The sequence below is a fragment of the Streptomyces sp. NPDC012794 genome (genome assembly GCF_042901085.1).
In the GTDB taxonomy this organism is placed as follows: Bacteria; Actinomycetota; Actinomycetes; order Streptomycetales; family Streptomycetaceae; genus Streptomyces.
This window is the reverse complement of the sequence record NZ_JBIBCI010000007.1, coordinates 208,382-235,292: the sequence shown is the minus strand read 5'-3', so window position 1 is coordinate 235,292 and position 26,911 is coordinate 208,382. Positions and strand designations below refer to the sequence as shown.

Below are 26,911 nucleotides of genomic sequence, written 5' to 3'. Positions count from 1 at the left end.
CGGCTCCGGCGCCCCCGGCCGGGGCGGGCGGGGGCGTCACAGCAGGAAGCCCGCGCCGAGGGCGTCGTACGGGTCGGCGGTGAAGAGGTGCTCGCCGGTGCGGTAGGCCGTACCGGTGACCTCGGTGACCCCGTCCCCCAGGATCCTCCCGGTGAAGACGGTGCCGGTCACCGACTCGTGCAGCAGGTCCTCCCCCGCCCCGAGCCGGCCGTCCTCCGCCAGCAGCGCGAGCCGGGCGGAGGTGCCGGAGCCGCAGGGCGAGCGGTCGGTCTGCCCGTCGGCGAAGACGGTGACGTTGCGCTGGTGCGGCCCGAAGGGGGTGTCGGGCAGCTCCTCGTGGAGGATCACCCCGTACACGCCCGACAGCAGCGGCCCGGCCGGGTGCCAGGCCGCGGGGTGGGTGGCCAGCGCGGCACGGATCTCCCGCCCGGCGCGCACCAGGGACGGCAGCGCGGCCCGGGTGACCTCCAGGCCCAGGTCACGTGCGGCGACGGAGGCGTAGCAGGCCCCGGCGTGCGCGATGTCCACCTCCGCGATGCCGAGGGTGGTGGCGACCGGGACCTTGCGGGCGGCCACCCGGGCCGGGACGTTGCGGAAGGTGACCCCGGTGGTGCGGCCCTGCGCCCGGTGGACGGTGGCGGTGACACGGCCGGACGGTACGTCGATGCGCACCTGGGCGTCCCCGTCGTCGGGGGCGGCGACCCGCCCGGTGTCCACGGCCCAGGCGCCGAGCGCCATGGTGCCGTGGCCGCACGCGGTGGAGTAGCCGTCCTTGTGCCAGAAGAGCACCCCTAGGTGGGCCCCGTCGTCGTCCGGGGGCACGACGAACCCGCCGTACATCCCGGCGTGCCCGCGCGGTTCCTGTACGAGCATCCGCCGTACGTCGTCCAGCGGGCCCCGGCGCGGCGCGGTCCCGGAGCCTCCGGGGCCGATGGCCGTGGCGCAGCGCTCGGCGACGGTGTCCCCCGGGACGGGGGGCATCCCGTCGGCGGCGGTGTCGACGATGCGGAAGGGCTCCCCCGCCGTGTGGTAGTCGGTGGTGCGGACGGCGGTCACAGCAGGAACCCTCCGGGGAAGGGGTCGGTCGGGTCGAGGAAGTACTGGGCGGTGCCGGTGATCCAGGCCCGGCCGGTGACGGTGGGGACCACCGCCGGGTGTCCGCCGACCGTGGTCTCGCCGACGAGCCGGCCCGTGAACTCGGTGCCGATGAACGACTCGTTGACGAAGTCCGTGCCGAGCGGCAGCAGCCCCCGGGCGTGCAGCTGGGCCATGCGCGCGCTGGTCCCCGTACCGCAGGGCGAGCGGTCGAACCAGCCGGGGTGGATGGCCATGGCGTGCCGGGAGCGGCGGGCGTCGGAGCCGGGGGCGGCGAGGTAGACGTGCTTGACCCCGGCGATGGAGGGGTTCTCGGGGTGGACGGGGCGGTCGGGGCCCGCGTTGACCGCGTCCATGACCGCGAGCCCGGCCGCGATGAGGTCGTCCTTGCGGGCCCGGTCGAAGGGGAGCCCGAGCGCGTCGAGTTCGACGAAGGCGTAGAAGTTGCCGCCGTAGGCGAGGTCGTAGGTGACCGTGCCGAAGCCCGGAACCTCGGCCTTCAGGTCCAGGCCCACGCAGAAGGAGGGGACGTTGGTGAGGGTGACGGCGGTGGCGGCGCCGTCCTCGACGCGTACGTCGACGCTCACCAGTCCGGCCGGGGTGTCGAGCCGGACCGTGGTGACCGGCTCGACGGCCGGGACCATGCCGGTCTCGACCAGGACCGTCGCCACCCCGATCGTGCCGTGCCCGCACATGGGCAGCAGGCCCGACACCTCGATGTAGAGCACGCCGAAGTCGGCGTCGGGCCGGGTGGGGGGCTGGAGGAGGGCGCCGCTCATCGCCGCGTGGCCGCGCGGCTCGTACATGAGCAGGGTACGGACGTGGTCCATGTGCTCCATGAAGTGGAGCCGCTTGTCGGCCATGGTGGCGCCGGGGATCACCCCGACTCCCCCGGTGATCACCCGGGTGGGCATGCCCTCGGTGTGGGAGTCCACCGCGTGGTAGATGTGGCGCGTGCGCATTCCGGTTCCCTCCGTCGTCCCCTCCGGGGGACCTAGTTGAGTCCTTCGGCCAGGGCCTTCTCGGTGGCGGCGCGCACGGCGGCCTCGGTCTCCCCGGTGAGCGGGAAGCGGGGCGGGCGGGTGGCGCCGCCGGGGCGTCCGGCGAGGTCCATGGACAGCTTGATGGCCTGGACGAACTCGGTCTTGGAGTCCCAGCGGAGCAGGGAGTGCAGCGACTTGTAGAGCGGCAGGGCGGTGGCGAGGTCGCCGGCGACGGCGGCCCGGTACAGGGTGGCGCAGGATTGCGGCAGGGCGTTGGGGTAGCCGGCGATCCAGCCGACGGCGCCCGCGAGGGCCAGTTCGAGCAGGACGTCGTCGGCGCCGATGAGCAGGTCGAGGCCGGGGGCGAGTTCGGCGATCTCGTAGGCCCGGCGGACGTCGCCGCTGAACTCCTTGACGGCGACGATGCTGCCGTCGGCGTGCAGGCGGGCGAGGAGGGAGGGCGTCAGGTCCACCTTGGTGTCGTACGGGTTGTTGTACGCGACCACCGGCAGGCCCGAGCCGGCGACCTCCGCGTAGTGGGCGCGTACGGTCTCCTCGTCGGCGCGGAAGGCGTTGGGGGGCAGGAGCAGGACGGAGCCCGCTCCGGCCTCGGCGGCCTGGTCGGCCCAGCGGCGGGCCTCGGCGCTGCCGTACGCGGCCACGCCGGGCATGACGCGGGCACCGTCGCCGGCGGCCTCGACTGCGGTGCGGACGACGCGGGCGCGCTCCTCGTCGGTGAGGGTCTGGTACTCGCCGAGGGAGCCGTTGGGGACGACGCCGTCGCAGCCGTTGGCGATGAGCCAGGCGACGTGTTCGGCGTAGGCGTCGTAGTCGACGGTGAGGTCGGCGCGCAGGGGCAGGGCGGTGGCGACCATGATGCCGTGCCAGGGGCGGGTGCGGGTGTCGGGGCGGGGCGCGGGGGTGGGGGTGGGCGCGTGGTTCATGAGGAGGCTCCCTAGTGTGGTGTGTGACATTTTACTAGCGGGTGTGAGGTGGCCACAAGGGTCCGGGGGGACCGGTCAGCGGCCGGGGGCGGGAAGTTGGCCGCTCGGAGGAGGCCCGCCCGAGGGAGAGCCGTCCGAGGGGGACCCGTCCGACGTGGGCCCGTCCGAGGGGGAGCGGTCTTGCGGGGCCGTCCGCTCCAGGCCGGCCAGGTGGCGCAGCGGAACCGGGCAGGACAGCGGGCGCCGGTCCGGTGCGGGGGACTCCCCCGCCAGGGCGGCCACGGCCGGACCGCACATCCGGCCCTGGCACCATCCCATCCCGGCCCGGGTGAGCAGTTTGACCGTACGGGCGTCCCGCGCGCCCAGGTCCCGGGCGGCCTCGCGGATCCGGCCCGCCGGGACCTCCTCGCAGCGGCACACGTCGGTCTCCTCGCGCAGCCAGCCGGTCCAGCCGGGGCCGGGGCGGTGGGCGGCGGCCATGGCGTCGGCGAAGGCGCGCAGCCGGGCGCGACGGCGGACCAGAGCGGCCGGGACGGGCCGTCCGGCGATCGCGTGGGCGGCGATCTCCCCTTCGGCGAGGGCCAGTTCGGCGCCGCCGATGCCCCCCGTCTCGCCCGCCGACCAGACGCCGGGGACGGAAGTGCGCTGCGCCGCGTCCAGCTCCAGGGCGGCCGTGCCGTCGGGGCAGCGGCGGGTGGCGCAGCCGAGTCCGGTGGCCAGCTCCAGCTGCGGAACCAGGCCGTGGCCCACCGCGAGGGCGTCGCAGGGGATCCGGCGGGCGGTGCCGGGCAGGGGGCGCCAGTCCTCGTCGAGCCGGGCGACGGTGACCGCCTCGACCCGGCCGGTGCCGTGCGCCTCGGTGACGGCGTGCCGGGTCAGCAGGCGGATGCCGTGGCGCAGCAGGGCGCCGCCGTACGTGGCGCCTTCGGCGAGTTTGGCGGGGTTGCGCAGCAGGGCCGGGGTCCGGGGGGCGTACGCGGTGTAGGAGGCGGCCTCGACGACGGCGGGCACGGCGGCTCCGGCGGCGGCGAGGGAGCCGGCCACGGCGAGGAGGAGGGGGCCCGATCCGGCGACGACGACGCGGCGGCCGGGCAGGACGAGGTTGTTCTTGAGCATGGCCTGCGCTCCGCCGGCGCCGACGACCCCGGGCAGCGTCCAGCCGGGGAAGGGCAGCTGCCGTTCGTAGGCGCCGGTGGCGAGGAGGACGTGGCGGGCGTGCCGGGTCGCGGGCGCCTCGTCGGGGCCGTGACCGGCCACCGCGTGCAGGGTCCAGGTGCCGGCGGGTGCGGGGACCACCGTCCAGACGTGGTGCCCGGGGAGGTAGGCGACGCGGCCCGCCGCCTCGTGGGCGCGCAGGGCGGCTTCGCGGGTGGCGAAGGCCCGCCAGCCGTGGTGCAGGGCCTGGGGGCGGGCTGCGCCGAGGGCGGGGGCGGGGTGGCGGTAGTACTGGCCGCCGGGGCGGTCGGCGGCGTCGAGGAGGACGACGCGCAGGCCGAGGCGGGCCGCGGTGACGGCGGCGGCCAGCCCGGCGGGGCCGGCACCGATGACGGCGAGGTCGGCGAGGTCGGCGGCTGCGCCCGCGCCGGGGGTGGCGCGGTCAGACGGCGAGGTCGGCATGGCCGGTGCCCTCCTGGGTGGTGACGGTGTCTCCGGGGCGGGCGGGGACGAGGCAGGCCCGCTGGTTGGGGCGGCCGTTGACGGTGACGAGGCAGTCGTAGCAGGCGCCGATCCCGCAGAAGGCCCCGCGGGGGGCGCCGCCCTCACGGGTGGTGCGCCACGCGAGGATCCCGGCGGACCACAGGACGGCGGCGATGGACTGGCCCTCCTGGGCCGGGAGTTCGCGGCCGTCGAAGCTGATCGGGTGGGCGGCCGCCGGGCTGCCGCCCACCAGCTCGCGGGGGCTGCGCATCAGGGTCTCCTCGGGGTGCGGTCGCCCTGGCCGGGCGGGTGGGGCGGGGCTGCGGGGGCTGGAGGCGGGCCGGGGCGGCGCCGGGGCGGGGTGTCGTACGGGGCGGGCTGCGATGGTCGCCGCCCGGTCGGGACACCGCCGCGACCGGACGGCGCGCCGGGTGCGCGCCGTGTCAGTGCCGGACGGCGTCCCACCCCGCCCCCGGCGGCTCCGGCGTCCGCGGGAAGCGGTCCGGGCGGAAGGGGGCGAGGGGGAGGCGGGGTTCGGTGCCGGTGAGGGCGGCGGCGATCAGGGCGCCCGTGGCCGGGGCCAGGCCGATGCCCGCGCCCTCGTGGCCGCAGGCGTGCAGGAGCCCCGGCACCCGGGGGTCGGGGCCGATGGCCGGGAGGTGGTCCGGGAGGTAGGGGCGGAAGCCGTGGTAGGTACGGATCACCTTGACGTCCGCGAGTACGGGAAACAGGGCCGCCGCTTGGGAGGCCAGGCGGCGCAGGGCCTCGGCGGAAAGGGTGCGGTCGAAGCCGACGCGTTCGCGGGTGGCGCCGATGAGGACCGGGCCGGAGGGGGTGCCCTCCACCACGGCCGAGGACTGCAGGGCCGCCGAGTCGCTGGCCACGTCCGCGATGTAGTCGGCCGCGTAGACCTTGTGGCGGACCACGCGGGGCAGGGGTTCGGTGACCAGTACGAAACCCCGGCGGGGAAGGACGGGGAGGGTCGTGCCGGCCAGGGAGGCGAGGGCACCGGCCCAGGTGCCCGCCGCGTTGACCACGGCCGGCGCCCTGAGGATGCGCCGGGAGGTGCGCACCCCCTGGACCCTCCCGGACTCCACCAGGAGTCCGGTGACCTCTTCGTGCAGGTACAGGGTGGCGCCGGAGGCGGCCAGGAGGTGGGCGGCCGCCTGGGCGGGCTGGACCTGGGCGTCCTGGGGGTAGTGGAAGCCACCCGCCAGGTCCGGGGCCAGGTGGGGCTCCAGGTCGTGGAGGGCGTCCGGTCCCACCTCGTCGGCGATGACCCCCGCGGCGCGCTGGCCTTCGGCGAAGACGCGCAGGGCCTTGAGGGTCGCCGGGTCGGGGGCGACGACCAGGCCGCCCTTGGGTTCGTACTCGACCGCTCGGGGGAGTACGGCCCGGAGGTCGCGCCAGAGCTCCGTCGAGAGGAGGGCGAGGTCGAGCTCGGGGCCCGGTTCCTTGTCGGAGACGAGCAGGTTGCCCTCCCCCGCGCCGGTGGTGCCGCCGGCGACGGACCCCCGGTCCACCACCGCCACGGAGAGACCGGAGCGGGTCGCGTAGTACGCGCACGCGGCTCCGACGACGCCGGCGCCAATGATCACGACGTCCATGGTCAGTAATATGTCACATTCTTTTGAGGGTGCCTAGGGTGCCCGGCCGGCCCCGCCCCCCGTCAGGTGCGGGGCCGGCCGGACGTGTGTATCAGCTGCGGAGCGGACCTTCGCAGCTGTAGGAGGCGGTGGCCGCCGTCTTGTTGCTCCAGATCTCCAGCGGCCCGAAGGAGCAGTTCATGTCGGCCAGGTTGTTGGAGGCCGCCCCCGCCCGGTCGAGGATGAAGTAGTCGACCGTCTCGGACATGTCCTTGAAGTTCTGGTCGTCGCTGCGCCAGTTCTTCAGGTTCGCGGTGATCCGGCCCGTGCAGGTGAAGCGGCGCTTGCCGGGGTCGCCGTTCTCCACGCAGTCCGGGGTGTTGTAGGTGGCGGCCGCGAAGGAGGACTTCACCGAGGCGAGCGCCGCGTCGCGCAGCCGTTCGTTCGGCGTGAACGTGGTGTTCGGCACGAAGAGCTGGTCCACCTTGGCGATCTGGGCATCCAGGAAGCGGTTGTAGTCGCGCTGGAGGTAGGCGTCCGCGCCCAGGCGGTGGCGCCAGGCGTCGTAGCCGGCGACGTCGTTGGCCCGCAGGTGGCCGTACATCTCACGCAGCAGCGAGGGCTTCTCGGTCCACAGGAACTCGAAGAAGGTGCCCGCGTAGCTGTAGAAGCGGAAGCCGTCTCCGTCGTAGGTGGCGTTCAGCAGCTGCTCGACGGTCATGCGGGGGCCGCCGCCGGCGGTGTCGTTGATGATGCTCTTGACCAGGGACTTGCGGACGGCGATGCCGTTGTCGCGGGTGGCGCCGTCGAAGAACTCGGCGGTGCCCTCGTCCATGGCGGTGGTGCGGTCGCCCTCGTACCAGGGGCCCTGGCCGAAGAAGCCGGGGACGGCGAAGCGGCCGTTGAGGTAGTGCGTGTACTCGTGGCGGAAGAGCTCTTCGAGGGTGAGGGAGGAGTCCTGCGGGACGCGGCGCTGGTAGGTGTAGAAGGTGGCGCCGTTCTCGATGTAGATGCCGCCGTTGTTGGTGTCGTAGCCCGTCAGGATCGGGTGGTAGTTCTCGTAGTCGGCGCGGGAGCCGTAGAGCACGATGTTGAGGGTGCTGTTCGGGTCGCCGGCGAGCGGCTGGTCCGTGCCGAGCACGCGGTGGAACTGGGTCTTGACCTGCTTGCTCGCGTAGTACAGCTGGTCGACGGTGGTCTTGTCGAGGCCGGTGCGGACCTTGATGGCGCCGTTGTCGTACGTGTAGGTGTACGGGAAGATCTGCTTCTCGATGTCCTCCTTGCACACCCCGTACGGCTTGCAGGCCCCGTAGAAGTTGAGCCAGGAGACGATCTTCGCCCAGGCCTCGGTGCCGAGGCCGGACTTGGCGGGCTCCAGCATGGTGCCGAGGTCGGCGACGACCTGGTCCCGCAGCCCCTCGACCTGGCCGAAGCGGGCGTACTCGCTGAGGGCGTCGCGCGCCACCCAGGCGTTGCCGGTGCCCTTCAGGTGGGTGTAGCCGGCGAAGGCCTTGAAGGCGGCGCGGTACTGGGCGTCCCCCGCGACCGCCGCGTGGAAGGCCGTGTCCTGGTTGCCCGGGTAGACGCCCAGGTAGTTGGTGGACAGGGCGGCGAGGACGGCGCCCGCCCAGCCGGCGTCGAGGTGGGTGGCCGGGTGCGCCGGGTCCATGGTGGCCAGGACCTTCTTGACCAGGCCGAGCTGGTGGTGGCGCAGGCCCGGTCCGGCGGAGTACAGGGCCTCGCGCAGGGTGCGGGCATTGGAGGGGGTGACGTCGAAGGTGCGCGCGGCGTTGCCGAAGGCGTCGATGGCCTGGCGGATCGCGGCGACGGTGGGGGCGTCGGTGACGTCGATCTCGTCGCGGGAGAAGTCGTGGTAGGCGACGGCGTGCAGGTAGGTGAACATCTCCTCCAGGTGCGAGGAGTTACGGCCGTCGTGGGCGGCGGCCAGGCTGGATATGCGGCGGGCGACGGCCTGCACGTGGGCGTCGGACATGACGGGCGCCAGGCGGGCGTCCCAGGTCCAGATCAGACCGCGCAGACAGCCGTCGGCGGTGACGGCCTGGTCGGCGAGGAAGTCGGCGAACTGCTCCGGGGTGAGGTTCTTGATCCCGTCGAGGGTGCAGGGGACGCCCGCGGCGACGCTCTTCGCGGTCGGCGCGGTCAGGGCGGACTCACGGCTCTTCTCCGCGCGTTCGGCGCTCGCGGTGGAGCCCGGGGCCTCCACGGCCGGGGCGGCGCCCGGGACCCGGCCGTCGGTGACGGCCTTGCCGCCGGGGGCCGGGGCGGGCGCCGGGGTGAGCGGCTTGGCGTCGGCCAGCCGGTCGACCTCGTCGAAGGGGTTGGGCGCCGTGGCGGTCGCACCCCGCGCTCCGGCGGAGAAGGTGGTGGCCGGGGCGGCCGGGGCCGCCGGGGCGGCGGCCTGGACCGAGGCCTGGCCGGCGGTGGCGAGGAGGGTGACCGCCACGGCGGCGGAGAGGAGAGACGTACGCACAGCTCTGTGCTGGAACACCGATGACTCCTGTTGGGAGGGAGGTGGGGGAAAGGTGCGAACTGCCCTGCGTCACACGGCGTTTGACGGGGATTAACGTGCCGCGGTGTGAGCTGTAACATAGTAATGTGAAATTGCACTGACAAGACCTAGGGGCCCACCAGTTCAGTACTTCTTGAGGGGGCCCCCGCGACCGACGCTACCGGGACCGCCGCTACGGCCAGTTCCGGGTGGGACGCCGGCCGGACCTGGCGGAGCCGAGCGGCTGACCGGCATCCGCTGCGCCCGCCCGGACACCCTCGGGCCCCCGCCGGCCCGCGACGAACTGCTGCTGCTGGACGCGGGCGTGGAGACCGACACCCTCTACACGGCCGACATCACCCGCACCGTCCCGCTGTAGGGCCGCTTCTCCCCCGTGCAGCGGCAGGTCTACGAGCTGGTGCTCGCCGCCCAGGACGCCGGCATCGCCGCACTGCGGCCGGGAGCCGGCTTCCGGGACTTCCACCGGGCCCGGATGCGGGTCATCACGGAGGGACTCGCGGAGTGCGGGATCCCCAGGGACCCGGAGGGCGACCTGTGCCGGCGGTACACCCTGTGCGGCAGCGGGCGCATGCTGGGGCTCGACCTGGGCACCCTGCTGGACGCCCGCTGAGCCCCGTACGGACGGCCTTGCCGGCCGGGCGCCGGTCCTCGCCTCCGTGCCGGACGCCCGCCGGTCATCGCCCGGGAGCCCTGAGGCGGGTCAGGAGTTCCTCCACGAAGCTCTCCAGGTGCGGCGGGTGGGGACCCGGCCGGGTGGCGCAGAACCAGGTCCGCGTCAGCGGCCGTTCGCCGATCCGGACCAGGGCCAGGCCGTGCGAGGACGCGTACGGGGCGGCCACCCAGTTCGGCAGCACCGCCGCCCCCTGGCCGCCCGCCACCATCTCGACCACCAGATCGGTCACCACCGGCATGGTGGTGACCCGGCCGGGCTGGGCCCCGGCGGGGATCGGCAGCGGCTCGGCGGGCATGCGCCTCTGGTCGTAGACGTCGTAGAGGACGAGGTCCGCGCCGTCGAAGTCACGGGCGGTGAGGTGGGGGAGCCCCGCCCAGGGGTGGCCGTCGGGCACCACCGCCACCATCTCGTCCTCGAAGAGCCGGGTCAGGGTCACCCGGTCCATCCGCGCGTCCGGCTTGGTGATGAGCGCCACGTCGATCTCGTCCTCGAGCAGGGCCGGGATGGGGGCGTCGTCGGGGACGGTCCCGATCCTCACCTCGATGTCCGGCTCCCGTTCCCGGAAGGCCCGCAGTACGGGCGGCAGCCAGGGGAAGGTGGTGCTGCACTGGGCGGCGAAGCGCACCCGCCGTTCGCGGCCGTCGCGGATGTCCCGCAGGTCGCGGGTGGCCGACTCCAGCTCGCCCAGGATGCGGCGGGCGGTGACGAGCATCCGGCGGCCGGCCGCGTTGGGCACCAGGCGCCGGCCCCGCCGGTCGAAGAGCCGCATTCCCAGCCGGTCCTCCAGCCGGGTCAGCCGCTGGCTCAGGGCGGGCTGGCTGACGTAGAGCCGCTCGGCGGCCGCGGTCAGCGAGCCCGTCTCGGCGGTGGCGTCGAGGAGTTCCAGGTCCCGCAGGTCCACATCCATAACGCTGGATTATCCCATGCTCCAATTTCCGTCGTGGTGTTATCGGTTGACGGCTCATACGTTTCTGGTGTCTCCACCGAGCCGACCGAAAGGCACCACGGACATGACCGACACCACGACCCGCCGCACCGCCCTGATCACCGGATCATCCAGCGGTATCGGCCTGGACATCGCCCGGGCCTTCCTCGCCGACGGGGCCAACGTGGTCCTGGGCGGCCGCGACCGCGACCGCCTCGCCAAGGCCGCGGCCGGACTGGGCCAGCCGGAGCGCACCGCGTGGGCGGCGGGCGACATCGCGGCGAAGGAGACGGGCGAGCTGCTCGTGCGCACCGCGCTGGAGCGCTTCGGCCGCATCGACGTCCTGGTCAACAACGCCGGCACCTTCGCCTCCACGCCCTTCACCGAGGTCACCGAGGAGCAGCTCGACGGGTTCCTCACCGGCAACCTCAAGGGCACGTACCTCACCACCCAGGCCGTGGTGCGGGCCCTGCGCGCCCAGGGCCGGGGCGGCAGCATCGTCAACATCGGCACCGTGCTGGTGGACCACGCGGTCGCAGGCTTCCCCTGCTCCGCCCCGATCGTCAGCAAGGCCGGTGTGCACGCGCTGACGACGAGCCTGGCCGCCGAGCTGGCGGCGGACGGCATCCGCGTCAACCTCGTCGCGCCGGGGGTGATCCGCACGCCGCTGCACGCCGGAACCGAGGTGGACTCCTTCGGCGGGCTCGCCCTGTTGAACCGGATCGGCGAGGTGTCCGAGATCTCCGAGGCGGTGCTGTACCTGGCGGGAGCCGAGTTCGTCACCGGCCACGCGCTGCGCGTGGACGGCGGCCACGTCATCGGCCGCCCCTGACCCCCGCCGCCCGCCGCCCGCGCCTCCGGCGGGCAACCCGGCCGCCGGCCGGAGGCGCGGGCGGCGGAGGCGCGGGCGGCGCGCTTACCGAAGCACCGCGATCCCGTCCAGTTCCAGCTGGGCCTCGGTGTCCCAGAGGCGGACCACCCCGACCACCGCCATCGCCGGGTAGTCGCGGCCCGCGAGGCGGCGCCAGACGCGGCCCAGTTCGGCGGCGTGCGCGCGGTACGCCTCCACGTCCACGGCGTACACCGTCACCCGGGCCAGGTCGGACGGGACGCCGCCGGCCGCCGCGAGGGCGGTCAGCAGATTAGCCAGGGCGCGCTCGAACTGCTCCGGCAGGGTCTGCCCGACCACCTTCCCGGAGCCGTCCAGCGCGGTCTGGCCGGCCAGGAAGACGATCCGCGACCCCGTGGCCGACACGGCGTGGGAGAAGCCGGTGGCCGGGGACAGCTCCGGCGGGTTGAGGCGCTCGGGGCTCATCGCGGCGCCACCCCCCGGTAGAGCTCCTTGGCGATGATGGTGCGCTGCACCTCGCTCGCCCCCTCGTAGATCCTGGGCGCGCGCACCTCGCGGTAGAGGTGCTCCAGCAGGTGGCCCCGGCGCAGGGCGGCCGCGCCGTGCAGCTGTACGGCGTGGTCCACCACGTACTGGGCCGTCTCGGTCGCGAGGAGCTTGGCCATGGCGACGCGGCCGGGGACGTCCGGCGCGCCGCCGTCGTACGCCCCGGCCGCCGCGTACACCAGCAGCCGGGCGGCCTCGGTGCGGGTGGCCATCTCCGCCACCCGGTGCGCCACCGCCTGGAGATCGGCGAGCACCCCGCCGAAGGCGGCCCGGCCCGCCGTGTGGGCCAGCGTCGCGTCGAGGGCGGCCCGCGCCATGCCGACCGCGAAGGCGCCCACGCTGGGCCGGAAGAGGTTCAGGGTCTCCATCGCCACGCGGAACCCCTGACCGGGCTCGCCGAGTACGTCCTCGCGGCCGACCGGTACACCGTCGAAGGCGAGCGAGCCGATCGGGTGCGGGGAGAGCATCTCCAGGGCCTCCCCCGTCAGCCCCGGGCGGTCGGCGGGGACCAGGAAGGCCGTGATGCCCTTCGCTCCGGGGGCTCCACCCGTACGGGCGAAGACGGTGTAGAAGTCGGCCTCGGGAGCGTTGGAGATCCAGCACTTGGTCCCCGTCAGCCGCCAGCCCGGCCCGTCCGGGGCCGCCGCCAGGGCGAGGGCCGCGGCGTCGGAGCCGGCTCCGGGCTCGCTCAGCGCGAAGGCCGCCACGTGCCGTCCCGCCCGGACCCCCGGCAGCCACCGCTCCCGCTGGGCCGTGCTGCCCGACCGGAGCACCGGGTGGGCCCCGAGCCCCTGGAGGGCCAGGGCCGTCTCCGCCTCCGTGCACCCGTAGGCGAGGGATTCCCGCAGCAGGCAAAGTTCCAGCGCCCCCGAGGCGAAGACCCGCTCCAGCAAGCCCAGTTCCCCCAGCTCGGCCAGCAGGGGCCGGTTCACCCGTCCGGGCTCGCCCTTCTCGGCGAGCGGCCTGAGCCGCTCGCGCGCCAGGGCGCGCAACCGGCCGCACCATTCCTCTTGTTCCGCCGCGAGCGCGAAGCCGGCCATCCGCATGCCCCCAAGTCCTGTCGACACTCTTATCGCGTCCTGTTGACTGCCGTCACCATCACGATACGCTCGGAAGGCATTCGCACGGCCGGCTCCACCCCAAAAATCCGGACGTCGCAAGGGGGCGTAACCGCCTTGGAGCTCAAGCCATCCGCTCACGCCGACACCTTTGCCCGCGACCACCTGCCGCCCGCCCACGCCTGGCCGCAGCTCCTGTTCGAGCTGCCCGAACTGGCCTACCCGGACCGGCTGAACTGCGGCGCCGAACTGCTCGACGCCACCGTCGCACGCTTCGGGCCGGACCGGCCCGCCTTCCGCGACGGCGCCGGCGGGGTGTGGTCGTACGGGGAGCTCCGTGAGCGCGTCGACGCCCTCGCCCACGTCCTCACCATCGACCTCGGCGTCGTCCCGGGCAACCGGGTGCTGCTGCGCGGGCCCACCGGTCCCTGGCTCGCGGCCTGCTGGCTGGCCGTGATGAAGGCGGGCGCGGTGGCCGTCACCGTCCTGGCCCAGCAGCGCGCCCAGGAGCTGGCCACGGTGTGCTCCATGGCCGAGGTACGGCACGCCCTGTGCCATGTGAGCGCCCTCGACGACCTCGCCCGGGCCCGGGTACCCGGACTGCGGATCACCCCGTACGGCGGCACGGGCGCAGACGACCTGCTGCGGCTCGCCGAGGCGCACTCCGCGCCCTACCCCGCCGTCGACACCTCCGCCGACGACGTCGCGCTGATCGCCTTCACCTCCGGGACCACCGGGCGCCCCAAGGGCTGCATGCACTTCCACCGCGACCTCCTCGCCGTCGCCGACACCTTCTCCCGCAACGTCCTGCGGCCCCGCCCCGACGACGTCTTCGCCGGCAGTCCGCCGCTCGGTTTCACCTTCGGCCTCGGCGGGCTGGTCGTCTTCCCGCTGCGCGCCGGCGCCTGCGCGCTGCTGCTGGAGCGGGCCACCCCCCGGACGCTGCTGCCGGCGCTCGCCGAGCACCGGGTCACGGTGCTGTTCACCGCGCCCACCGCGTACCGGTCGATGCTGGACACCCTGGGCCCCTACGACACGGGCGCCTACGACCTGTCCGCGCTGCGCCGCTGCGTCTCGGCCGGCGAGAACCTGCCCGCCGCGACCTGGCAGGCCTGGTACGAGCGCACCGGGCTGCGGATCATCAACGGCATCGGGGCCACCGAACTGCTGCACATCTTCATCTCCGCCGCCGACGAGGACATCCGCCCCGGTACCACCGGCCGGGTGGTACCCGGCTGGGAGGCCCGGGTGGTGGACCCCTCCGGGCGGCCCGTCGCGGACAACGAGCCGGGGCTGCTGGCGGTGCGCGGACCGGTCGGCTGCCGTTATCTCGCCGACCCCCGCCAGGGCGAGTACGTCCGGGACGGCTGGAACCTGACCGGCGACACCTACGTCCGGGACCCCGACGGCTACTTCCGCTACGTCGCCCGCGCCGACGACATGATCATCTCCTCGGGCTACAACATCGCGGGCCCCGAGGTGGAAGAGGCCCTGCTGCGCCATCCGGACGTCGCGGAGGCCGCGGTCATCGGCCGTCCGGACGAGCGGCGCGGGCAGGTCGTGGTGGCCTACACCGTGCCGCGCGACGGCGCGGTGCTGACGGAGGAAGCCCTGCGGACCTTCATGAAGGGGGAGCTCGCCCCGCACAAGTGCCCGCGCTCCTTCGTCTTCCTGCCCGCGCTGCCGCGGACCCCGACCGGCAAACTTCAGCGGTTCCGGCTGCGCGATCTAGAGTGAACCCGTGGTCGAGCAGCACACTCCGCGATCTTTGATCGTCACGTTCTACGGAACCTACGGGCGGTCCTTCGAAGGGGCCGTCCCGGTATCGGCGCTGGTCCGCCTGCTGGGCGCGGCGGGGGTCGACGCGCCCTCCGTCCGCTCCTCGGTGTCCCGGCTGAAACGGCGCGGCTTCCTGGTGCCCGCGAAGGCCGCGGACGGCTCGGCCGCATACGAGCTCTCCGAGGAGGCCCGGCTGCTGCTGGAGGACGGGGACCGGCGGATCTACGGAGCCGTGCCGGTGTCCCAGGAGTGGCTGGTCGCCGTCTTCTCCGTTCCGGAGCAGGAGCGGCACAAGCGGCACCTGCTGCGCTCGCGCCTGGCCCGGCTGGGCTTCGGGTCGGTGGCCCCGGGCGTGTGGATCGCGCCCGCCCAGCTGGCCGAGGAAACGGGGCACACCCTCGAGCGGCTGCACCTGACCGGATACGTGGAACTCTTCCGCGGCACGCATCTCGGTTTCGCCCCGACCGCCGAGGCGGTGGGCCGCTGGTGGGACCTGACGGCCCTGGCCAAGCAGCACGAGGAGTTCCTCGACCGGCACGAACCGGTCCTGCGGGCCCTCCAGACGGGCCCCGAGCCCACTCCCGAGGCCGCCTACCGGGCCTACCTGGCCGCCCTGGACTCCTGGCGGCGACTGCCCTACGCCGACCCCGGGCTGTCGCGGGAGCTGCTCCCGGCGGACTGGCCCGGCGACCGCGCCGCGGCGGTCTTCGCCGAACTCCACGCCCGGCTGCGCGACACGGGCGCCCGCTTCGTGCATCCGTAGCCGCGCCGGTCCGGTGACCCGGCCGAACTCCGCCTGGATGGGGTGCGTCCCGCTCATGGTTCCTCCTCGGCCCGTGGCCGCCGCCGGCCGGCGGCTGCTCGCCCTCCCAAGATCCCAGCGGCCCGGGCCCCGCTCCTCCCCCGTGCGGGGGGATCGTCTCCCCCACGCGAGGGAGCGCGCACCACCGGCCCCGCACGCGCTGCCGCCTGCCGACGCCGGCTCCGCCTGCCCCCGGCTCCCGGCCCCCGGCCCCCGGCGCCGGAAATCCCGGTGCGACCGGCTCCCCGGCCCGCCACGATGGGGCATGACATGGACCTTCAGCACTGATCTGGCGGCCTATCTGGCCGCCGCGTGCCCGGCCGTCGCCGCGCAGCCCGTCGTCAACACCAGCCTGCTGACCGTCACGGATGCCCTGGTGCGGCGGGGCCCGCACGCCTTCGGCTCAGCCGACCCCGTCTTCGGCTGGTGGACCGGGGCGGACGGAGCCGTCGCCGGGGCCCTGCTGTGCACCCCGCCCTTCCCGCTGCTGCTCGGGGCACTGCCCGTGGAGGCGGTCCGGGAGCTGGGCTCCGCCTTCGCGTCGGAGCCGCTGCTCCGCGGCGCCGGGGCCCTGAACGCCCGCCGGTCCGACGCCTCGGCGCTGGCCGGGGTGTGGGGAGCGCCGGCCCGCGTCGCCGAGGAGCTGCGGCTGTACCGGCTGGACGGGCTCCGCGCCCCGGACCCGGTCCCCGAGGGCGGCGGCCGGCCCGCCGCAGAGGCGGACCTGCCGCTGCTGGTGGAGTGGCTCACGGCGTTCCACCGGGAGTGCGACGCGCCGGGCACGCCCTCCGAGGCCGCCCTGCGCGACCGGATCTCCTACGGCGGCTGCCTGCTCTGGGAGCACGGGGGCGTCCCGGTGTCGGTGGCCGGCTTCTCCCGCCCCCTCGCCGGCGCCTCGCGGATCGGGCCGGTCTACACCCCGCCCGCCGCGCGGGGCCGCGGCTACGCCGCGGGGGTCACGCACGCCGCGAGCGGCGCCGCGTACGCGGCCGGCGCCGATCACGTGCTGCTCTTCACCGACCTGGCCAACCCCACCAGCAACGGCATCTACCAGCGCCTCGGCTACACGCCGGTCGAGGACCGCGTCGTGCTGGAGGCGCTCTGATCTACCCCTTGCCGGCCGGGGGCCTGCGGCTGCCGGCCCGGTACGGGGCGGGCCAGGGCGCGCCGGGGCCCGCGTACCCCTGTTCGGCGGCCGCGTGCAGGGTCCAGTGCGGGTCGTACAGGTGGGGGCGGCCGAGCGCGCACAGGTCGGCGCGGCCGGCCAGCAGCAGGGAGTTGACGTCGTCCCAGGAGGAGATCGCGCCGACGGCGATGACGGGGACGCCGAGCGCGTTGCGGATCCGGTCGGCGTAGGGGGTCTGGTAGGAGCGCCCGTACTCGGGGGCCTCGTCGGCGACGACCTGTCCGGTGGACACGTCGACGGCGTCGGCGCCGTGGGCGGCGAAGGCCGCCGCGATCCGTTCGGCGTCCTCGGGCGTGGTGCCGCCGGGCGCCCAGTCGGTGGCCGAGAGCCGGACCGTCATGGGGCGGTCCTCGGGCCAGACCTCGCGGACCGCGTCGAAGACCTCCAGGGGGAACCGGAGCCGGTTCTCCAGGGGGCCGCCGTAGGCGTCGTCGCGGCGGTTGGTGAGCGGGGAGAGGAACCCGGACAGCAGGTAGCCGTGCGCGCAGTGCAGTTCCAGCAGGTCGAAGCCGCATTCGGCGGCGCGGACGGCGGCCGCCGCGAAGTCGGAGCGGATCGCCGCGAGGTCGGCGGCTTCCAGGGCGCGCGGGACGGCGGAGACCCCGGGCCGGTAGGGCAGCGCGGAGGCGGCGACCAGGGGCCAGTTGCCGTCCGGGAGCGGTTCGTCCATGCCTTCCCACATCAGGCGGGTGGAGCCCTTGCGGCCGGAGTGGCCGAGCTGGACGCCGAGGGCCGTACCGGGCGCGGAGGCGTGGACGAAGTCGGCGATCCGCTTCCAGGCGGCCGCCTGCTCCGCCGTCCACAGGCCGGCGCAGCCGGGGGTGATCCGGCCTTCGGCGCTGACGCACACCATCTCCGTCATGACGAGCCCCGCGCCGCCGAGGGCCCGCCCGCCCAGGTGGACGAGGTGGAAGTCGCCGGGCACGCCCTCCCGGGCCGAGTACATGTCCATCGGCGAGACCACGACGCGGTTGCGCAGGGTGAGTCCCCGCAGGGTGAACGGGGTGAACATGGGCGGGGTTCCCGTGCCGTCCGCGTTCTCGGGGCAGCCGAAGTCGCGTTCCACCGCCCGGGTGAACCGTTCGTCGCGCAGCCGCAGGTTGTCGTGGGTGACGCGGCGGCTGCGGGTGAGCAGGTTGAAGGCGAACTGCCGGGCGGGCTGGTCCACGTATCCGGCGAGGTCCTCGAACCAGCGCATGCTGGCGACGGCGGCGCGCTGGGTGCTGGCCACGGCCGGGCGCCGCTCCTCCTCGTAGGCGGCGAGGGCCGAGGGGACGTCGGGCTCGCGGTCCAGGGCTTCGGCGAGGGCGAGGGCGTCCTCGACGGCGAGCTTGGTGCCGGAGCCGATGGAGAAGTGGGCGGTGTGCGCCGCGTCGCCGAGCAGCACCACGTTGCCGTGCGACCAGTGCTCGTTGACGACGGTGCGGAAGCGGGTCCACGCCGAGCGGTTGCCGTGCAGCGGCCGGCCACGCAGGGCCTCGGCGAAGGTCTTGGCGCAGCGGGACGCCGATTCGTCCTCGTCGCACAGGTCGAGGCCGGCGGCCCGCCACACCTCCTCCCGCATCTCCACGATCACGGTCGAGGCACCGGACGGGCCCGGTGACCCGGCGGACCCCGACGCGGGCAGGTCGGACGAGGGGCGGGCGTACGGGTAGCCGTGCAGCTGCATGACCCCGTGCTCGGTCTCGGCGATCTCGAAGCGGAAGGAGTCGAAGGCGAAGTCGGCGGCGAGCCAGATGTACCGGCAGCGCCCGGGGGTCTCGGTGGGCCGGAAGTGGGCGGCACCGCGTGCGCGGGTCGCGCTGTGCACCCCGTCCGCCGCGACCACCAGGTCGTGGGAGCGGGCCAGTTCGAAGGCGTCGGGGGCCTCGGCGCGGAAGCGGAGCCGGACGCCGAGGCCGGCGCAGCGTTCGTGCAGGATCTCCAGCAGCCGGCGGCGGCCGAGGGCGGCGAAGCCGTGGCCGCCGGAGGTCAGCAGGCGGCCCCGGTGCACGACGTCCACGTCGTCCCAGCGCACGAACTCGGCGCCGAGGGCTGCGTGGACGACGGTGTCGGCCCGTTCGATGCCGCCGAGGGTCTCGTCGGAGAGGACCACGCCGAATCCGAAGGTGTCGTCGGGGGCGTTGCGTTCCCAGACCTCCACCGTGTGCCCCCGGCGGGCCAGCAGCGCGGCGGCGTACAGTCCGCCCGGTCCGCCGCCGACGACGGCCACCCTTATGGCGCTCGCGGACATGTGGCTACCTGCCCTTCCACTCCGGGGGCCGCTTCGCGGTGAAGGCGGCGTGGAACTCCGCGTAGTCCTGGCCGTTCATCAGCAGGGCCTGGGTGTTGGCGTCGAGTTCCACCGAGGCGGCCAGGGGCATGTCCAGTTCGGCGGTGAGCAGGGCCTTGGTCTGGGCGTGGGCGAGGGCGGGTCCGGCGGCGAGGCGTGCGGCCAGTTCGGCGGCGCGGGCGTCGGCCTTGCCCTCGTCGACCAGTTCGCTGAGCAAACCGATCCGCTCGGCCTCGGTGGCGCGTACGGGCTCTCCGAGCATCAGCAGCCGGGTGGCGTGGCCGAGGCCGACGACGCGGGGCAGCAGGTACGCGGCGCCCATGTCACCGCCGGAGAGGCCGACGCGGGTGAAGAGGAAGGCGAAGCGGGCGGAGGGGTCGGCGATCCGGAAGTCGGCGGCGAGGGCGAGCACGGCGCCGGCGCCGGCGGCCACCCCGTGCACGGCGGCGATGACCGGGAAGGGGCATTCGCGGATCGCGCGGACCACCTGGCCGGTCATCCGGTTGAAGTCGAGGAGCTCGGCGGTGTCCATGGCGAGGGTCGCGCCGATGATCTCGTCCACGTCCCCGCCGGAGCAGAAGCCGCGGCCCTCGCCGGCGAGGACGAGGGCGCGTACGGACCGGGTGCGGGACAGTTCGGCGAGCAGATCGCGCAGGTCGGCGTAGGCGCCGAAGGTGAGCGCGTTCAGCTTCTCGGGGCGGTCGAGGGTGACGGTGGCCACGCCGTCCTGCCGGGTCACCCGCAGGTGGCGCCACCGTTCGGTCGCTGGAGTGGAACCGGTGAAGGGGCTCACACGATCGAAGTTATCACCGATTGGTGACCACCGTCAGAGAAACGCGACAGAAGGGCGCGCGGTGCCGCCCGGGCGGGGCGCACGGGTCCCCGGCCGGGCGGCACGTATGACTATGCGGCGCGCTCGGCCAGCGTCGCGACGAGCACGGCCTTGATGGTGTGCAGCCGGTTCTCCGCCTCGTCGAACACGACGGAGTGCTCGGACTCGAACACCTCGTCCGTCACCTCCAGCGAGTCCAGCCCGTGCCGTTCGTGGACCTCCCGGGCCACCTTCGTGCCCAGGTCGTGGTAGGCGGGCAGGCAGTGCAGGAACCTCACGTCCGGGTTTCCGGTCGCCCGCAGCACGTCCATGGTCACGGCGTACGGGGCCAGCGCCTCGATCCGCTCGTCCCAGACCTCCTTGGGCTCGCCCATCGAGACCCAGACGTCCGTGGCCACGAAGTCGGCCTGCGCCACGCCCTCCGCCACCTCCTCGGTCAGGGTGATCCGGGCCCCGCTGACCGCGGCGAGCTCCCGGGCCCGCGCCACGACGGCCTCGGCCGGCCAGTACGCCTTCGGCGCGACGACGCGTACGTCCATGCCCAGCAGGGCGCCGGTCACCAGGTAGGAGTTGCCCATGTTGAAACGGGCGTCGCCGAGGTAGGCGAAGGAGATCCGTTCCAGCGGCTTGGCACTGTGCTCGGTCATGGTGAGCACGTCGGCGAGCATCTGGGTCGGGTGCCAGTCGTCCGTGAGACCGTTGAAGACGGGCACGCCGGAGTGGGCGGCCAGTTCCTCGACGGCCTGCTGGCTGTCACCCCGGTACTCGATGCCGTCGAACATCCGGCCGAGCACCCGTGCCGTGTCCCGGACGGATTCCTTGTGGCCGATCTGGGAGCCCGAGGGGTCGAGGTAGACGGTGTGGGCGCCCTGGTCCGCGGCGGCGACCTCGAAGGCGCAGCGGGTGCGCGTGGAGGTCTTCTCGAAGATCAGCGCGAGGTTCTTCCCCTGGAGGAGGCGCTGCTCGGTCCCCGCCTTCTTGGCCGCCTTCAGTTCGGCGGCGAGCTCGACCAGGCCGCGGAACTCGGCGGCGGTGAAGTCGAGCTCCTTGAGGAAACTGCGACCGAAGAGGTCGGTGGCCATGGGGACGCTCCTGGGTGGCGCTGACAGGGGATGCTGGAAGTCTATACGATCCTCCGTATTGATATACAGGGCGGGTGGATCATGTCACACGGGGTCCCGCTCGACGGGACAGCTCATGCAGCGCGGACCGCCGCGGCCCCGCCCCAGCTCGCTGCCGGGGATCTCGATCACCTCGATCCCCTCCTTGCGCAGGTGCGTGTTGGTGGTGACGTTCCGCTCGTAGGCGACGACCACTCCCGGCTCCACGGCCAGCACGTTGCACCCGTCGTCCCACTGCTCGCGCTCCGCCGAGTGCACGTCCTGCGTGGCCGTGAGCACCCTCACGCCGCCCAGGCCGAGGGCGGAGGCGATGGCCCGGTGCATGTGCTCCGGCGGGTGGTCGCTGACCCGGAGGTCGCTCGCGCCCTCGCCCGGCCGGATCGTGTACGAGCGCAGCATGCCGAGGCCGGCGTACTGAGTGAACGTATCTGCGTCGACCATCGTCATCACCGTGTCCAGGTGCATGAAGGCCCTCCGCTTGGGCATGTCGAGGGCCACGATGACCTTCGCCGAGCCGGCCGCGAACAGGCCGCGGGCCAGCATCTCCACCGCCTGCGGGGTGGTGCGTTCGCTCATCCCGATCAGTACCGCGCCGTTGCCGATGACCAGGACGTCCCCGCCCTCGATCGTGGAGGGGTAGTCCGGCTGGCCCTGCGACCAGTAGTGGAAGGGTCCGGACCCGGTGAAGAGCGGATGGTGCCGGTAGATCGCCTCGAAATGCACGGTCTCGCGCTGGCGTGCGGGCCAGCGCATGGCATTGATGGACACCCCGTCGTAGATCCAGGCGGAGGTGTCACGGGTGAAGAGGTGGTTCGGCAGCGGCCCGAGCAGGAAGTCGTCCATCTCCAGGGCGTGGAAGCGCACCGAGACCGGCTCGGCGTGCCGCTCCAGGAACTCCCGCTTGGTCATGCCGCCGACCAGCGCCTCCGCGAGGGCGTCCGACGGCAGCCCGTCGAAGACCGCGCGCAGGTGGTCCGTGGCGAGCGGCCCGTACTCCTTCTCGTCGAAGACCCGGTCCAGTACGAGGTGCCGCGCCTCGGTGACGTCGAGGACCTCCCGCAGGAGGTCGCCGAAGAGGTGGACGGACACCCCCCGGTCGCGGAGCACGTCCGCGAAGCCGTCGTGCTCCTGGCGGGCCCGGCGCACCCACAGCACGTCGTCGAAGAGCAGGGCGTCCTTGTTGCTTGGTGTGAGCCGCTTCAGCTCCAGATCGGGCCGGTGGAGGATGACGCGGCGAAGCCGCCCGGTCTCGGAGTCGACATGGAATCCCATGCCGTACACGTTCCCAGACCGGGCGGCTTTCTGACCTCGCGTCGGCTTTCCCGGCTCAGCGCAGGCCGAGAAGCGCCGTCGGGGTGCCGACGACGTCCGGGGCCGACAGGCCCAGGTCCGGGACGGCCAGGTTCGGGAGCCCCGAGTTGCTCGCGTCCGGCATCGTCAGTGGGGCACGGACGTTCGCGCCGGGAGTGCGGGTGAGCAGGGTGCTGTCCGACGACTCGACGAACCCCTCGCCGTCCGTCTTCTGCTCGCCCATCAGGTTGGGCACCGGGGACGTGAGACGGGTGGCCCCGAGGTCGGCCGCGATCGGCACCACCGGGAGCAAGGGCGTCGGCAGCAGGTCACCCCGGTGGAACCGGGGTGCCTCCGGGGCGCCGACGAGCGGCACCGGGACCCCCGTCGCCAGGTGCGGGGCGGGCAGTCCCAGCGTGGTCTCCACTGCCTCCAGCGGGACACCCACCGGGACCGAGTCGGCCACGGCCGGGGAGGCCGCGCCGGCCGCGGCCATACAGGTCATGAGCGCCGCAATGCTTCCGCGCGCGGTCATCTTCATAAGTGACGTTCCGTCCTTCCTGGGTCGCGGACACTCCGCTGCCCTGGATGAACGATCCCGCCGGCGCTTTCCCGGGGCTTGGAGGGGAAAGTTCCCCCATACGACCTAATTCGCGGCCGTACGGGGCCCCTCCCTTTACGCCGCGCCTTTACGGACGCCGCTCACAGCCGGGGGTCGACCGGCTCCGACTCCAGCGCGAGCACCGCGAACACCGGCTCGTGGACCCTCCACAACGGCTCCCCCGCCGCCAGCCGGTCCAGCGCCTCCAGACCGAGCGCGTACTCGCGCAGGGCGAGCGAGCGCTTGTGTCCGAGGAACCGGTGGCGCAGCCGCTCCAGCCGGCCGGGACGGGCGTACTCCGGACCGTAGATGATCCTCAGGTACTCGCGCCCGCGGACCTTCAGCCCGGGCTGGACCAGCCGGCCCTTCCCGTCCCGGGCGTACGCCTGGAGCGGTTTGACGACCATGCCCTCGCCGCCCTCGGCCGTGAGCCGCAGCCACCAGCCGGTGCCCGCGCGGACGGACTCCTCGTCGCCGGTGTCCACGTACACGCGGCGGGTCCGGCGCAGCAGCGGGCCGGCGGTCCGCTCGTCGGCGTCCGCGAGCCGGTCCAGCCAGGCCAGCTGCTCGTCGTGCGGTACGGCCGCCAGGGACCGGCCCGCCGCCGCGAGCAGCTGGAACGGCGCGAACCGTACGCCGTCCAGCCCGTCGGTGGTCCAGCAGTAGCGCCGGTACGCCTCGGTGAAGGCGGCGGCGTCGGCGGCCCGCCCGCGCTGGCGCTCCAGCAGCGCCCCGGTGTCCACGCCCCTGGCCGCGGCCGCCTCCAGCGCGGCGACGGCCGCCGGGAGGACGGTACGGGAGGCGGCGCCCACGGCCGCGTACTGGTTGCGCAGCAGGCCGGTGGACTTCAGGGACCAGGGCAGCAGTTCCCCGTCGAGGAGCAGCCAGCCGGTGCCGAGCTCCTCCCACAGCCCCGCCCCGTGGGCCGCGGCACGCAGCCGGGCGAGGAACTCCTCGGTGACCTGCCGGTCCGGGAAGAAGGGCCGGCCGGTACGGGTGTAGAGGGAGCCGGTGGAGCCGTCCTCGACCCCGAACCGCTCGCGGGCCACGTCCGCGTCCCGGCAGAGCAGGACGGTGGCGCGGGACCCCATGTGCTTCTCCTCGCACACCACCCGGCCGATGCCGTCGGCCCGGTACTGGGCGAAGGCCTCGGCGGGGTGCTCCAGGAAGGGCCCGCCGGCGCCGTCCTCCTCCTGGGAGGCGCCCGTCGGCGCCATGGTCGGCGGCAGGTACGGCACCAGCCGGGGGTCCACCGCGAACCGGCTCATGACCTCCAGGGCCGCGGCCGCGTTCTCCTCGCGGACGCCGACGTTGCCCAGGTGGCGGGTCTCCACGACCCGGCGGCCATGGACGTCGGACAGGTCGAGCGGGCGCCCCTCGTGGCCTGCGGGCACCTCGGCGGCGAGCGGCTTGACCGGCTCGTACCAGACCTTCTGGGCCGGTACGTCGACCAGTTCGCGCTCCGGCCAGCGCAGGGCGGTCATCCGGCCGCCGAAGACGGCGCCGGTGTCGAGGCAGATGGTGTTGTTGATCCAGGCCGTGTCCGGGACGGGGGTGTGGCCGTAGACCACGACCGCCTTGCCCCGGTAGTCCTCGGCCCACGGGTAGCGCACGGGCAGGCCGAACTCGTCGGTCTCGCCGGTGGTCTCCCCGTAGAGGGCGTGCGCGCGGACCCGGCCGGAGGTACGGCCGTGGTACTTCTCGGGCAGCCCCGCGTGGCAGACGACGAGCCTGCCGCCGTCGAGGACGTAGTGGCTGACCAGACCGGCGATGAACTCCCTGACCTCCTGCACGAACTCCTCGCTCTCGCGGGAGAGCTGCTCGACGGTCTCGGCGAGGCCGTGGGTCTGCTGGACCTTGGAGCCCTTGAGGTAACGGCCGAGCTTGTTCTCGTGGTTCCCGGGCACGCACAGGGCGTTGCCGGACCTGACCATGCCCATCACGCGGCGCAGCACGCCGGGGCTGTCGGGGCCCCGGTCGACGAGGTCGCCGACGAAGACCGCGGTGCGGCCCGAGGGGTGGACGCCGTCCTCGTAGCCGAGCTCGGCGAGCAGGGTCTCCAGCTCGGAGGAGCAGCCGTGGACGTCACCGATGATGTCGAAGGGGCCGGTGAGGTGCGTGAGGTCGTTGAAGCGCTTCTCCAGCACCACTTCGGCGGAGTCGGCCTCCTCCACCGTGCGCAGGACGTGCACCTTGCGGAACCCCTCGCGCTCCAGGCCGCGCAGGGAGCGGCGCAGCTCGGAGCGGTGCCGCTGGATGACCCGGCGCGGCAGTCCCGCCCGGTCGGGCCGGGCGGCGTTGCGCTCGGCGCAGACCGCCTCGGGCATGTCGAGGACGATCGCGATGGGCAGGACGTCGTGCTCGCGGGCCAGGCGGACCAGCTCGCGGCGGGACTCCCGCTGGACGCTGGTGGCGTCCACGACGGTGAGGCGGCCGGCGGCCAGCCGCTTGCCGGCGATGTGGTGGAGGACCTCGAAGGCGTCCTTGCTGGCGCTCTGGTCGTTCTCGTCGTCGGCGACCAGGCCCCGGCAGTGGTCGGAGGAGAGGATCTCGGTGGGCTTGAAGTGCTTGCGGGCGAAGGTGGACTTGCCCGATCCGGTGGCGCCGATGAGGACGACGAGGGACAGGTCGGTGACGGGAAGTACGCGGTGGCCCGCGCGCTCGGTGGTGGTGCTCATGCTGCCTCGGCCTCCTTCGGGCTCTCGGTGGCGGTGGTGAAGACGGCCATCTGGGTCGGCGCCCCCACCTCGGGGTCCTCGTCGCCGACGGGCACGTGGACGACGGTGTAGCCGTACCGGACGGCGACGCGGCCGGCCCAGGCGCGGAACTCCTCGCGGGTCCACTCGAAGCGGTGGTCCCGGTGGCGGACGTGTCCGGCGGGCAAGGACTCCCAGCGCACGTTGTACTCGGCGTTCGGGGTGGTGACGAGGACCGTGCGGGGCCGGGCCGCGGCGAAGACGGCGTACTCCAGCGCCGGCAGCCGGGGCAGGTCCACGTGCTCGATCACCTCGCTCAGCACGCCCGCGTCATAGCCGGCCAGCCGCTTGTCGGTGTAGGCGAGCGAGCCCTGGAGCAGCCGGACCCGGGAGCTCTGGCGCTCCCCCATCCGCTCCAGCCGCAGCCGCCGGGCGGCCGTCGTCAGCGCCCGCACCGACACGTCGACGCCGACGATCTCGGTGTACGCCGGGTCCTTGAGCAGGGCCTGCACCAGCTGGCCCTGGCCGCAGCCGAGGTCGAGCACCCGCTGGGCGCCGGCCTCGCGCAGTGCGCCGAGGATCGCGTCACGCCGTCGCACGGCGAGCGGCACGGCCCGCTCCAGCGCGTCCGGAGTTCCGTCGGCCGTGTCCGCGGCGGCGTCCGCGGTGTCGTCGACGGGGCTGTCGTCGACGGCGTTGTCGAGCTCCTCGGCCTCGCTCCCGTCGGCCTCGGCCAGCCGGGCCAGCTCCAGGCGCTCCATGGCCTCCTGGGTGAGGCGCTTGTGGCGGGCCAGGTAGCGGGCGGTGATGAGCGCGTGATCGGGGTGCGCGGGCAGCCAGCCGTCCCCGGCGCGCAGCAGCTTGTCGACCTCGTCGGGGGCGATCCAGTAGTGCTTGGCGTCGTCGAGCACCGGCAGCAGTACGTACAGCTGGCGCAGGGCGTCCTCCAGCCGCAGCCGGCCCTCCAGCACGAGCCGCACGTAGCGGCTGTCGCCCCACTCCGGGAACCGCTCGTCCAGCACGATCGGGCCGGTCTCCACCCTCTCCCAGCCCAGCGGCCCGAACAGACGGCGCACCAGCTCCGGGCCGCCCCGGGCGGGCACCACCGGGACCTCGATCCGCAGCGGGAGCGGCTGCCCGGGCAGCTCGGGCCGCAGGGCGCACTGCCCCTTGAGGGCGGTGCGGAAGACCGCGCTCAGCGCCACGGCGAGGAGCGAGGAAGCGGCGTACGGGCGGTCGTTGACGTACTGGGCGAGGGCGGCGTCGGGCGTTCCGCCCGACCCCTTGCCCTGACCGCGCCGCACGAGCGCGACGGGGTCCACCTCGAGCAGCAGCGCGGCCGTGCACCGCTCGGCCGTGGCCTCGGGGTAGAACACGTGGGCGGTGCCGTGCGAGGTGGAGAACGCCTGCGCCTTCCCGGGATGCTTGTGCAGCAGAAATCCCAGGTCAGTGGCCGGATTCTCCGTCGTGCCGGTGGTGCTGATCGTCAGGAACATGCGCTCCA

The 26,911-nt window shown here is 74.0% G+C and carries 21 protein-coding genes and 1 pseudogene; 5 read left to right on the top strand and 17 right to left on the bottom strand.

The features are described from left to right. Positions 1-36 precede the first annotated feature (36 nt). The 7 genes from ACFY7H_RS16190 to ACFY7H_RS16160 all read right to left on the bottom strand — a co-directional run bounded on the left by ACFY7H_RS16190 (position 37) and on the right by ACFY7H_RS16160 (position 8,755). Positions 37-1,056 carry a proline racemase family protein gene (locus ACFY7H_RS16190; RefSeq protein ID WP_388938474.1) on the bottom strand — a complete coding sequence of 340 codons (1,020 nt, stop codon included), beginning with the start codon at positions 1,054-1,056 and terminating at the stop codon, positions 37-39. Further along, complete coding sequence (locus ACFY7H_RS16185; RefSeq protein ID WP_388938472.1) at positions 1,053-2,057, bottom strand: proline racemase family protein; 1,005 nt, start codon at positions 2,055-2,057, stop codon at positions 1,053-1,055. The genes ACFY7H_RS16190 and ACFY7H_RS16185 overlap by 4 nt, the downstream gene beginning before the upstream one ends. Positions 2,058-2,089: 32 nt before the next feature. Continuing rightward, a complete protein-coding gene (locus tag ACFY7H_RS16180) occupies positions 2,090-3,022 on the bottom strand; it encodes a dihydrodipicolinate synthase family protein (protein WP_388938470.1) in 933 nt (310 codons plus the stop codon). Positions 3,023-3,097: 75 nt separating this feature from the next. Next, a complete protein-coding gene (locus ACFY7H_RS16175; RefSeq protein ID WP_388938468.1) occupies positions 3,098-4,639 on the bottom strand; it encodes an FAD-dependent oxidoreductase in 1,542 nt (513 codons plus the stop codon). Further along, complete coding sequence (locus ACFY7H_RS16170) at positions 4,620-4,931, bottom strand: (2Fe-2S)-binding protein (RefSeq protein ID WP_388938466.1); 312 nt, start codon at positions 4,929-4,931, stop codon at positions 4,620-4,622. Before ACFY7H_RS16170 ends, ACFY7H_RS16175 begins: the two co-directional genes overlap by 20 nt. Before the next feature lie 172 nt (positions 4,932-5,103). Further along, positions 5,104-6,267 carry an NAD(P)/FAD-dependent oxidoreductase gene (locus ACFY7H_RS16165; protein ID WP_388938464.1) on the bottom strand — a complete coding sequence of 388 codons (1,164 nt, stop codon included), beginning with the start codon at positions 6,265-6,267 and terminating at the stop codon, positions 5,104-5,106. A gap of 91 nt (positions 6,268-6,358) precedes the next feature. Further along, positions 6,359-8,755, bottom strand: a complete 2,397-nt coding sequence (locus ACFY7H_RS16160; RefSeq protein WP_388938462.1) for a collagenase — start codon at positions 8,753-8,755, stop codon at positions 6,359-6,361. A 301-nt stretch (positions 8,756-9,056) separates the two neighbouring features. Here ACFY7H_RS16160 and ACFY7H_RS16155 point away from each other — a divergent pair. Then, positions 9,057-9,383, top strand: a pseudogene (locus tag ACFY7H_RS16155) (M24 family metallopeptidase); the annotation flags it as partial. A gap of 67 nt (positions 9,384-9,450) precedes the next feature. Here the strand turns inward: ACFY7H_RS16155 and ACFY7H_RS16150 are convergent. After that, positions 9,451-10,356 carry a LysR family transcriptional regulator gene (locus ACFY7H_RS16150; RefSeq protein WP_388938459.1) on the bottom strand — a complete coding sequence of 302 codons (906 nt, stop codon included), beginning with the start codon at positions 10,354-10,356 and terminating at the stop codon, positions 9,451-9,453. Positions 10,357-10,459: 103 nt separating this feature from the next. On the opposite strand from ACFY7H_RS16150, the gene ACFY7H_RS16145 reads away from it, so the two are divergent. Next, complete coding sequence (locus ACFY7H_RS16145; protein WP_388938457.1) at positions 10,460-11,206, top strand: SDR family NAD(P)-dependent oxidoreductase; 747 nt, start codon at positions 10,460-10,462, stop codon at positions 11,204-11,206. 84 nt (positions 11,207-11,290) lie between these two features. On the opposite strand, the gene ACFY7H_RS16140 is transcribed toward ACFY7H_RS16145, so the two are convergent. Beyond that, positions 11,291-11,689 (bottom strand): RidA family protein, encoded by a 399-nt coding sequence (locus ACFY7H_RS16140; protein ID WP_388938454.1) that lies wholly within the window; start codon positions 11,687-11,689, stop codon positions 11,291-11,293. Continuing rightward, complete coding sequence (locus tag ACFY7H_RS16135; RefSeq protein ID WP_388938660.1) at positions 11,686-12,810, bottom strand: acyl-CoA dehydrogenase family protein; 1,125 nt, start codon at positions 12,808-12,810, stop codon at positions 11,686-11,688. Before ACFY7H_RS16135 ends, ACFY7H_RS16140 begins: the two co-directional genes overlap by 4 nt. Positions 12,811-12,945: 135 nt before the next feature. Between ACFY7H_RS16135 and ACFY7H_RS16130 the strand changes: the two genes are divergently transcribed. The 3 genes from ACFY7H_RS16130 (at position 12,946) to ACFY7H_RS16120 (ending at position 16,514) form a co-directional block, all read left to right on the top strand. Next, positions 12,946-14,565: an AMP-binding protein gene (locus tag ACFY7H_RS16130; RefSeq protein ID WP_388938452.1), complete on the top strand. Its 1,620-nt coding sequence runs from the start codon at positions 12,946-12,948 to the stop codon at positions 14,563-14,565. 4 nt (positions 14,566-14,569) lie between these two features. Next, a complete protein-coding gene (locus tag ACFY7H_RS16125; RefSeq protein WP_388938449.1) occupies positions 14,570-15,370 on the top strand; it encodes a PaaX family transcriptional regulator C-terminal domain-containing protein in 801 nt (266 codons plus the stop codon). A gap of 304 nt (positions 15,371-15,674) precedes the next feature. Next, positions 15,675-16,514, top strand: a complete 840-nt coding sequence (locus ACFY7H_RS16120; RefSeq protein ID WP_388938447.1) for a GNAT family N-acetyltransferase — start codon at positions 15,675-15,677, stop codon at positions 16,512-16,514. A gap of 1 nt (position 16,515) precedes the next feature. Here ACFY7H_RS16120 and ACFY7H_RS16115 read toward each other — a convergent pair whose 3' ends face one another. The 7 genes from ACFY7H_RS16115 to ACFY7H_RS16085 form a co-directional block, all read right to left on the bottom strand. After that, positions 16,516-18,828 (bottom strand): bifunctional salicylyl-CoA 5-hydroxylase/oxidoreductase, encoded by a 2,313-nt coding sequence (locus ACFY7H_RS16115; protein WP_388938445.1) that lies wholly within the window; start codon positions 18,826-18,828, stop codon positions 16,516-16,518. 4 nt (positions 18,829-18,832) lie between these two features. Beyond that, the gene (locus ACFY7H_RS16110; RefSeq protein WP_388938443.1) at positions 18,833-19,660 is read right to left on the bottom strand and encodes an enoyl-CoA hydratase family protein; all 828 of its coding nucleotides are present in this window, start codon (positions 19,658-19,660) and stop codon (positions 18,833-18,835) included. A gap of 110 nt (positions 19,661-19,770) precedes the next feature. After that, the gene (gene argF / locus ACFY7H_RS16105; protein ID WP_388938441.1) at positions 19,771-20,781 is read right to left on the bottom strand and encodes an ornithine carbamoyltransferase; all 1,011 of its coding nucleotides are present in this window, start codon (positions 20,779-20,781) and stop codon (positions 19,771-19,773) included. 84 nt (positions 20,782-20,865) lie between these two features. Next, positions 20,866-22,092 (bottom strand): arginine deiminase, encoded by a 1,227-nt coding sequence (locus ACFY7H_RS16100; protein WP_388938440.1) that lies wholly within the window; start codon positions 22,090-22,092, stop codon positions 20,866-20,868. Positions 22,093-22,147: 55 nt separating this feature from the next. Next, a complete protein-coding gene (locus ACFY7H_RS16095; RefSeq protein ID WP_388938438.1) occupies positions 22,148-22,615 on the bottom strand; it encodes a hypothetical protein in 468 nt (155 codons plus the stop codon). A 197-nt stretch (positions 22,616-22,812) separates the two neighbouring features. Beyond that, complete coding sequence (locus ACFY7H_RS16090; RefSeq protein WP_388938436.1) at positions 22,813-25,389, bottom strand: polynucleotide kinase-phosphatase; 2,577 nt, start codon at positions 25,387-25,389, stop codon at positions 22,813-22,815. Continuing rightward, complete coding sequence (locus ACFY7H_RS16085) at positions 25,386-26,903, bottom strand: 3' terminal RNA ribose 2'-O-methyltransferase Hen1 (RefSeq protein WP_388938434.1); 1,518 nt, start codon at positions 26,901-26,903, stop codon at positions 25,386-25,388. Before ACFY7H_RS16085 ends, ACFY7H_RS16090 begins: the two co-directional genes overlap by 4 nt. Between the last annotated feature and the right edge of the window lie 8 nt (positions 26,904-26,911).

Bases quoted from the DNA above. Each gene is read 5' to 3' on its own strand.
- ACFY7H_RS16145 (WP_388938457.1), top strand. From the start codon at position 10,460: ATGACCGACACCACGACCCGCCGCACCGCCCTGATCACCGGATCATCC.
- ACFY7H_RS16085 (WP_388938434.1), bottom strand. From the start codon at position 26,903: ATGTTCCTGACGATCAGCACCACCGGCACGACGGAGAATCCGGCCACT.
- ACFY7H_RS16115 (WP_388938445.1), bottom strand. From the start codon at position 18,828: ATGTCCGCGAGCGCCATAAGGGTGGCCGTCGTCGGCGGCGGACCGGGC.
- argF (WP_388938441.1), bottom strand. From the start codon at position 20,781: ATGGCCACCGACCTCTTCGGTCGCAGTTTCCTCAAGGAGCTCGACTTC.
- ACFY7H_RS16175 (WP_388938468.1), bottom strand. From the start codon at position 4,639: ATGCCGACCTCGCCGTCTGACCGCGCCACCCCCGGCGCGGGCGCAGCC.
- ACFY7H_RS16135 (WP_388938660.1), bottom strand. From the start codon at position 12,810: ATGGCCGGCTTCGCGCTCGCGGCGGAACAAGAGGAATGGTGCGGCCGG.
- ACFY7H_RS16140 (WP_388938454.1), bottom strand. From the start codon at position 11,689: ATGAGCCCCGAGCGCCTCAACCCGCCGGAGCTGTCCCCGGCCACCGGC.
- ACFY7H_RS16165 (WP_388938464.1), bottom strand. From the start codon at position 6,267: ATGGACGTCGTGATCATTGGCGCCGGCGTCGTCGGAGCCGCGTGCGCG.
- ACFY7H_RS16095 (WP_388938438.1), bottom strand. From the start codon at position 22,615: ATGACCTGTATGGCCGCGGCCGGCGCGGCCTCCCCGGCCGTGGCCGAC.
- ACFY7H_RS16180 (WP_388938470.1), bottom strand. From the start codon at position 3,022: ATGAACCACGCGCCCACCCCCACCCCCGCGCCCCGCCCCGACACCCGC.
- ACFY7H_RS16120 (WP_388938447.1), top strand. From the start codon at position 15,675: ATGACATGGACCTTCAGCACTGATCTGGCGGCCTATCTGGCCGCCGCG.
- ACFY7H_RS16185 (WP_388938472.1), bottom strand. From the start codon at position 2,057: ATGCGCACGCGCCACATCTACCACGCGGTGGACTCCCACACCGAGGGC.
- ACFY7H_RS16100 (WP_388938440.1), bottom strand. From the start codon at position 22,092: ATGGGATTCCATGTCGACTCCGAGACCGGGCGGCTTCGCCGCGTCATC.
- ACFY7H_RS16150 (WP_388938459.1), bottom strand. From the start codon at position 10,356: ATGGATGTGGACCTGCGGGACCTGGAACTCCTCGACGCCACCGCCGAG.
- ACFY7H_RS16090 (WP_388938436.1), bottom strand. From the start codon at position 25,389: ATGAGCACCACCACCGAGCGCGCGGGCCACCGCGTACTTCCCGTCACC.
- ACFY7H_RS16170 (WP_388938466.1), bottom strand. From the start codon at position 4,931: ATGCGCAGCCCCCGCGAGCTGGTGGGCGGCAGCCCGGCGGCCGCCCAC.